The 6,797-nt window shown below is 42.4% G+C and carries 10 protein-coding genes; 8 read left to right on the forward strand and 2 right to left on the reverse strand.

Annotated features, from left to right (window positions below):
* Window positions 1-40 precede the first annotated feature (40 nt).
* The 6 genes from NT136_00745 to NT136_00770 all read left to right on the forward strand — a co-directional run bounded on the left by NT136_00745 (window position 41) and on the right by NT136_00770 (window position 3,332).
* Window positions 41-1,027 (forward strand): hypothetical protein, encoded by a 987-nt coding sequence (locus tag NT136_00745; protein ID MCX6765477.1) that lies wholly within the window; start codon window positions 41-43, stop codon window positions 1,025-1,027.
* A 53-nt stretch (window positions 1,028-1,080) separates the two neighbouring features.
* Window positions 1,081-1,464 (forward strand): four helix bundle protein, encoded by a 384-nt coding sequence (locus NT136_00750; GenBank protein ID MCX6765478.1) that lies wholly within the window; start codon window positions 1,081-1,083, stop codon window positions 1,462-1,464.
* Window positions 1,465-1,529: 65 nt separating this feature from the next.
* On the forward strand, window positions 1,530-1,856 hold the full coding sequence (locus NT136_00755) for a hypothetical protein (GenBank protein MCX6765479.1): 327 nt from the start codon (window positions 1,530-1,532) through the stop codon (window positions 1,854-1,856).
* An 80-nt stretch (window positions 1,857-1,936) separates the two neighbouring features.
* Window positions 1,937-2,296: a hypothetical protein gene (locus NT136_00760; GenBank protein MCX6765480.1), complete on the forward strand. Its 360-nt coding sequence runs from the start codon at window positions 1,937-1,939 to the stop codon at window positions 2,294-2,296.
* Between the two features lie 178 nt (window positions 2,297-2,474).
* Entirely contained in the window at window positions 2,475-2,834 is a 360-nt protein-coding gene (locus NT136_00765) for a hypothetical protein (GenBank protein ID MCX6765481.1), read from the forward strand.
* Between the two features lie 15 nt (window positions 2,835-2,849).
* A complete protein-coding gene (locus NT136_00770) occupies window positions 2,850-3,332 on the forward strand; it encodes a hypothetical protein (GenBank protein MCX6765482.1) in 483 nt (160 codons plus the stop codon).
* 60 nt (window positions 3,333-3,392) lie between these two features.
* Here NT136_00770 and NT136_00775 read toward each other — a convergent pair whose 3' ends face one another.
* Window positions 3,393-4,052: a hypothetical protein gene (locus tag NT136_00775; protein ID MCX6765483.1), complete on the reverse strand. Its 660-nt coding sequence runs from the start codon at window positions 4,050-4,052 to the stop codon at window positions 3,393-3,395.
* A 6-nt stretch (window positions 4,053-4,058) separates the two neighbouring features.
* On the reverse strand, window positions 4,059-5,588 hold the full coding sequence (locus NT136_00780; GenBank protein MCX6765484.1) for a hypothetical protein: 1,530 nt from the start codon (window positions 5,586-5,588) through the stop codon (window positions 4,059-4,061).
* A 418-nt stretch (window positions 5,589-6,006) separates the two neighbouring features.
* Between NT136_00780 and NT136_00785 the strand changes: the two genes are divergently transcribed.
* Window positions 6,007-6,501: a hypothetical protein gene (locus tag NT136_00785; protein ID MCX6765485.1), complete on the forward strand. Its 495-nt coding sequence runs from the start codon at window positions 6,007-6,009 to the stop codon at window positions 6,499-6,501.
* An 89-nt stretch (window positions 6,502-6,590) separates the two neighbouring features.
* Window positions 6,591-6,797, forward strand: a 207-nt coding sequence (locus NT136_00790; protein ID MCX6765486.1) for a S1 RNA-binding domain-containing protein, incomplete at its 3' end; no start/stop codon positions are given.

The following is a 6,797-nucleotide window of genomic DNA, read 5'->3' on the forward strand; positions in this document are numbered from 1 at the left end:
CATGAAGATACCTTTTATTAAACTTAATAGGGAAATACAAATGGAGTTTTGTACAATTCCAAGTGTTGTTTCTTCAACAAAAAATCCTGACGATGAGACAAGAGAAAATATAATAAAGAGACATGAGAAATTTCTAAAACTACCTGAAGAAATAAAAGACAAACTTGTTTTCCAAGAAACCGGTAAAAGAATTCAAGAAATTGGACAAGCATCTAGTTTGCAATTGTTGCAACTGGCTGACATCGCCCGGGCGGTGAGGAATTATTATTTCGGTGAGCTGAAACTGGAAGACATGCCGGCGGTTTTAGCGAGGGAAATTGGGATTGATTTAAATAAAGCTCGGGAAATTGCCAATCAAGTTGTTCAGAAAATAATCAGGGATAAGTCATATATTAAAACCGCTGAGACGATTTCTCTTCCTCTCTCCCAAGCGCTCCAGAAATATCCCGCCTTGGGTGAGCAGTTGATTACGGTAAATCCCATTCGGCTCAAAATCCTTCCCACTCCCGTCCGCCCTTCGGCAAAAAACTGGATTACCGATTACCACGAAAAACTGGGCGTAGGAAAGCACGAGGTAATGGAGCGGGGAAATTATCTTTACCATAGCGAAAACACCAAGCGCCTGACGCCGGGAGAAAGGCAGAAACTGGCAGTGATCTTGAAGTCGCTGGATGAAAATGAGCCGATTGCGGTGGACGCGGAGAAGCAGGAAATTGTGTTCCCTCACCCCGAGACCCTCTCCCAAAGGGAGAGGGGGCAAGTTAACAAAGCTAATTCAGCTAATAAAGTTGGCTATCGTTTCTCCTCGCCCCAGAGGTTCGCGGTTGAGAAACAAGAACCAGCGCCGCCTCCCCAACGGCCTACGTCTCCTCCTGCGCCGCCAGAGGTACCACCAGCTTTTCACAAGCCGCCGCGGCATGAGCACCAGCCTTATCATATTTATCCTTTGGGATATCCAGAACCGCCCAGACCGCCCGAGAAGACAGAGCCGAAAATTGATGGAAACACAGTAGATCTAAGAAATTAACCTAATTTCTAGTTTTTAATTTTAAAAATCCAAATTGTTTCAAAATCCAAATTATGCCAAATCAAATCCAAAACCCAAAGGCAAAAAAGAGTTATGACTTGGAAGAGAGAACGGCAAAATTTGGAGAAAACGTGATTGGATTTGTCCGCACCCTGCCAAAAGATCCGGTAAATGTTCCCTTGATAAACCAGGCAGTTAGATCAGCTACAAGCATTGGAGCTAATTATATGGAAGCAGATGGCGCGGAATCAGGGAAAGATTTTAGACATAAAATCGCGATTTGTAAGAAAGAAGCCAAAGAATCAATGCACTGGCTAAGAATGATTGCCAAAGCCAATGCCGGAAAAAAAGACGAGTGCAGAAAACTTTGGAAGGAAGCTCATGAATTAGCCCTCATCTTTTCAGCTATTTTACGGACAGCTGGTAAGAAAAAGTGATTTTAATATTTGAGCATTTGAAATTGATTTGGAACAATTTGAACTTTGGTATTTGGATTTACAAGATGCTTAATAATCTAGTTAAAATTAGTGTTTGGAAACGTGATTTCTGCTTCATAATTCCATTTGTAGCTGTTGCTAATGCTGGTGTAATCACCGACGCTCCCACGGTGGCGGAAGTCCTTTACAAAGCCCTCCAGTTTCTTTTGTCGGTTTTCGGATTTCTTGCTATAATAGGACTGGTAATTTCCGGAGTTCTTTACCTTACCGCGGCGGGCGATCAAAGAAGAATTGAAAAAGCTAAGAAAGCGTTTTATTATTCAATTGTAGGAATTGTAATAGCGCTGGGAGGATGGGTAACTATTAAAACGGTTATTTCATTAACGGGTTAATGAGTTAAGTTTTTTCAGCCCGTTGGCTCGTGAACTCGTTAACTGAAAAATAAATAATAAAGATAGAAAGGCGGTGAGTTATGAAAACAAAAATCAAAAGAATCGGCTATAGCATAGCGTCGGCTGCGGTTTTAGCGGCTCCGCTGGTGGTGCTGGCTCAATTTGACCGTCCAGGCGGAACCAACCTTCCCGAGGGAAGAATGTTTGATATTGTCACCAACGCGATGATGTGGCTCTTAGCAATCGTCGGAATCATCGGCGTTATCGGTTTTGCCATTGCTGGAATTTTGTACCTCACGGCGGCGGGGGACGAGACCCGAATTGAAAAAGCCAAGTCGGCAATGCTGATGTCAATCATTGGAGTAGTAGTAGCGCTGGTAGGACTGGTGATTATGCGGGCGGTACAGACCTGGCTGGGAGGAAGCGCGAGCCGGTTTTAAGCTGCTGCGCAAGAAGCAAGTGCCAATTTACGAATATTTTTTAAATTTTGGAAATTAACGGATTAAAGGATTAACGAATTATCTCAATTCGTTAATTCGTTGACTTGTTAATAAATAATAAAGTTTCAACCTCTTTCAATTCCGCTTCGGCGGGGAAGAGGCCAAATCTTTTGGAAATATGAGAAAAATAAAAAAACAAATCTTAATTTCCTTTTCAGCCCTGCTGTCTCTTGCTCCTCTGGCAGCTATCGCCCAGTGGGATCCAGCCAATTACAGCACTACCAATCTCCCGGCCGGAAGGGTCTATGATATTATCTTCAATATCCTGTTTTGGCTCTTGGCGATTTTTGGAGCCGTCGGCATTATCGGTTTTGTGATTTCCGGAATACTTTATTTAACAGCTGCGGGAAATGAAGAGCAGATCACTAAAGCCAAGTCGGCAATGAAATGGTCGCTGGTGGGAGTGGTAGTGGGGCTGGCGGGATTGGTTATTCTTCGGGCGGCAACTACCGCTCTTGGAGGATTTTTCTATTTTTAGAATTATTTTGAAGAAATGAAAAAAACCAAAATACTTATTTTACTAGCTTTAGGAGTTATTCTGCTTTTAAGTGCGAGTGTTTCTAACGGTCAACAGTGTCCTGAGGGCTACACGTGGGACCCGGAAGGGCAGCAGTGTATACTGACTGGTAGCCCCGGACCAGGTCCAGGACCTTCGCCAACTGGAACTTGTCCTAATGGTTTTGAAAAAAAAGCGGGCGTGTGTTTCCCAACCAACACCGGGCTTTCCGATACACCGGTAGCAGATATTATCGAGAATTTCCTGATGTGGCTCTTGGGAATCTTTGGATTTATCGCCATCATTGCTTTCATAATTTCCGGTATCCAATATCTTACTTCAGCTGGTGAAGAGAAAGCGATTGAAACCGCCAAGCGCAATATGAAATGGTCAATCGTCGGAGTGATTATAGCGCTGGCGGGATTTGTTATTATTTTGGCAGTTGATGCGGCCTTAAAAGCATCATCGACATATTTTTAGTTACTTTTAATAAACAAAAACAAAGAGAGGCACAGTTTGTTAGCTGTGCCTCTTGATTTTTTAAGCGATTTTTTTGATTTTCACGAAAAATCCTCCCCGGTTTTTCGTGAAATTGTCCGGATTGTCTTGAGTATTGTTGATACTTAAGTACAAATCCGTTTTTTCCGTTATGGTAATTGACTCCCTCCAGCCGATGGGAATTATTTTGCCATTAACTTTGGCAATTAGATATCCCACCAGCTTGTCAGTAGCAGGAAAAGTATACTGGAGCGGAGAGATCCAGGGATTTCCCATGGCGTCTCTTGCACCATGGGGCTTAATTTTCCAAGGGTAAGTTCTACCACCATTGGAAAATATTTGCTCATATTCCCCGCTGGCATCCAGTTCATATTGTCCTACTTCCAGCTCCAGTTTTTTCTGCCACCCTTTGTCTGTGTGGCTCCACTGGCTCGGAGAAAAAATTATTGTTTTTTCCCAAGTTCTTATAACTGGCGGAGGCGGAGTGACGGGAGCAGGAGCAAAAGCCGGAGCAGAAGCAACTGGTGCTGGAGTTTGTAAATTTGTTTGTTTCACTTCGGCGGGCGGCTTTGGCCATGACCACAAGGTTCTTATACCTGGAGAGAAGTGGAAATAGAAAGCGAGAAATATTGTGATTAAACTGACTAGTAGAATAACCACAGCTTTAACATTTCCACTATTGCCGTTTAAGATTCTGTTCATTTTCTATCACCTCCTGCTCCGAGATCTGGCTCTAGGCTTGGCTTTAGGCTTAAAGAGCTTTTCAAGAGCAGAGGACAGCACTTCATTCAAGCCGGGAATGTTGTATATTTTTTCCTCTTTGCTGGGGGTCATTTTTCCCCTCGTTGCCAGTATGTAATCAGCAAATTCTTTGTCGGCAAGATACGGCAGTTGTTCTTTTAAGAGTTGGAGGACTTTCTTGGTTGTCGCGTATTCGGTTACAATTGCTTCCTGTTTATATTTCATGGTAACCTTCGCATCGCGAGCTACTTTCGCCTTTTCGTCAAGCGTCGGGTTATACAGCCGGGACCCGATGATATTTATGTGGAAATCTTTTTCCAGCCCAGTTCTTTCTCTTCCGGTTTCTTTTTTGTCTCCAACTTCAACCGGCACCTTTTTAACTTCAGAACAAGCTTTCTCTAGGTTATTAAGGTTGCCTTTTATCACTTCAATCCATTCCTTACTTTTGGAACTTTTTTCCAGCGGAAGGTCAGCAAATGAAAGCCTTAATTCATTGATATCTTTTGAAATTTGTTTTGCAGTGGCGGTGCCCGGAGAGCTTAATATTTCCTGCGACCTGATAATCAACTCTTGAATGAGTTCTGCTGCCAAATTCAACCGCCTATTCTGGGATTCAACCAACTTGTCCCTTTCTTTTTCGGAATCAATCTTTGTGCGCTTGATTAATTCTTTCTCACTCTTTTCCTTGTTCTCAGTGGCTGTTTCAAGACGCTTGATCAATTCCTCAAGTATTTGTTTTTTCCCCTCGAGGTCGGCGATTTTGCGGCGGTTTATTCCAAGTCTCCCGAGGAGTATTTCGGTGCGTGAACCCGTAAGTTCCGTCCGCAGTTGCTCGCTCAAAGATCTTTGCTCGGTGATTACTTCGTCAGTAGTTCTGTCTCCAGTTTCGGACTGGAATAACTCCTGAACCCCGGATGCTAAAGCATTTTTTAATTCCACTTCCACTATGAGGAAGTCTTTCAATTCAGGCGGGTATATTGTGTAGAAAACGGTGTTCGTGAGCGTAATGCTTCCATCCATAGTCAGATAATCCTCTGTAACATCAAAACGCTTGACTTCTATAGATTTGGTGCTTATCTTGTCCGTGGGAAGGGTGATAATTATTCCTTCCGTTCCAACCTCATCCGTCCTCCCGGTAAATTTGTCAATCAGCAGGCTGACCTCAAGAGGATTAACCCAGCGGATAATTCTTTTCCCCAAAAGTTCATAGAGAGCGTAAATCAGTCCGCAAAAAGCGATGAAAAGAAAAATTTTACCCCACCAGCCTAATACCAACATTCCCATAGTGAACACGGCTGCTAAAAATATGAATAAGGCTGTCACTGTCCAGCGGAAAATTTTCCACTCGAGCTTTCTAATTCCCCTTACATCCTCTTTTGCCCTTAAGTTTAGGATTTTTTGGAATATGTTATCCCCTTTTTCTTTTTTTGAAACCCTGACCAATAAAATCTTTTTAAGAAAAGTACCGAATTTAGTAAAGTGCCTTAAAATGTTCATTTCTCCTTCTCCTTTCTTTCCTATCTTTTCTAAATTTTTATTTAATTTTTAAGGACCAAGAGCCCTTGTTTTTTACTTCAGACCCATTATCTGGTGTCCGAATGGCCTTTTAGTAGAGGCCGAATCGTTATCCACGATAACGCCTTATCCTAGTATAAAAGCAAAGAAAAGTCAAATGTTAAATTGTTAGGCGGCTATGCCATTAAATTGTTACATTGTCACATCATTAAACTGTGAAGTTGACAAGTATGAATAGTGTTGCTAATATGGCATTGTAATGATGTATTACGGAAGGTTCGCGGAAAGCGAATCTTCTTTGTTAAAAAGCTACTAATTACGAATTATGTACTAATATACTAATAACTAATTGATAATTCGTGTATTTGTACGTGATTAGTATTTAGTAGACAAAATAATTATGGCAAGATCAAAAAAGCTTAGTGATACACAAAGCCCAAGTGGGAAACTTGGCGAATTTGGCAGTGCAATTTTGCAGATTGCCGAAGAAAAAGGAATCTCCAAGGACAAAGTAATTGAGACAATTGAAGCAGCCCTGTCCGCTGCCTATAAAAAGGACTACGGAAAAAGGGGCCAGCACATCCGGGCGGAATTCAACGAGGTTAGTGGCGAGGCAAAATTTTATTTAATCAAAGAAGTGGTGGATGAAACAACGCGCGAATTCCCCTCTCCTGAGGCAGCAGAAGAAAAAACAGAATCGGCCGCAGTCACTAAAAAAGCGGAAACGGAAAAGAAAACTGGAAAAAAGAAGGTGAGAAAAAAGAAAAGGCAGGTAAGAAAAAAACTGTTTCCACTGAAACTACTGCCGAAGAATCTGCCTCACCGGCCGGCGAGGAAAAAATCCCCCGTTATAATCCGGAAAGAGACATCCTTCTTGAAGAAGCGAAAAAACTAAACAAAAAAGCTAAGGTCGGCGATATCATCGAAACGGAACTGGAGTCCCAAAGTGATTTCGGTCGGGTAGCGGCCCAAACCGCTAAGCAGGTGATAATTCAGCGCATCCGAGAAGCGGAACGAGACGCGATGTTCAAGGAATATAAAGAAAAAGAAGGAGAAGTGGTAAGCGGCACCATTCAACGGGTTGAAGGAAGAAATGTTTATGTGGATATCGGAAAATCAATCGGCGTTCTTTTCCCTTCCGAACAAATAGAAGGGGAGAATTACCGCATCGGACAGAGAATCAAAGTGTAC

The sequence above is a fragment of the Candidatus Moraniibacteriota bacterium genome (assembly GCA_026396275.1).
Taxonomy (GTDB): Bacteria; Patescibacteriota; Minisyncoccia; order Moranbacterales; family JAPLXC01; genus JAPLXC01.

Coding starts and splice junctions, on each gene's coding strand:
- NT136_00775 (MCX6765483.1), bottom strand. CDS start 4,052: ATGAACAGAATCTTAAACGGCAATAGTGGAAATGTTAAAGCTGTGGTT.
- NT136_00765 (MCX6765481.1), top strand. CDS start 2,475: ATGAGAAAAATAAAAAAACAAATCTTAATTTCCTTTTCAGCCCTGCTG.
- NT136_00785 (MCX6765485.1), top strand. CDS start 6,007: ATGGCAAGATCAAAAAAGCTTAGTGATACACAAAGCCCAAGTGGGAAA.
- NT136_00750 (MCX6765478.1), top strand. CDS start 1,081: ATGCCAAATCAAATCCAAAACCCAAAGGCAAAAAAGAGTTATGACTTG.
- NT136_00745 (MCX6765477.1), top strand. CDS start 41: ATGGAGTTTTGTACAATTCCAAGTGTTGTTTCTTCAACAAAAAATCCT.
- NT136_00780 (MCX6765484.1), bottom strand. CDS start 5,588: ATGAACATTTTAAGGCACTTTACTAAATTCGGTACTTTTCTTAAAAAG.
- NT136_00770 (MCX6765482.1), top strand. CDS start 2,850: ATGAAAAAAACCAAAATACTTATTTTACTAGCTTTAGGAGTTATTCTG.
- NT136_00760 (MCX6765480.1), top strand. CDS start 1,937: ATGAAAACAAAAATCAAAAGAATCGGCTATAGCATAGCGTCGGCTGCG.
- NT136_00755 (MCX6765479.1), top strand. CDS start 1,530: ATGCTTAATAATCTAGTTAAAATTAGTGTTTGGAAACGTGATTTCTGC.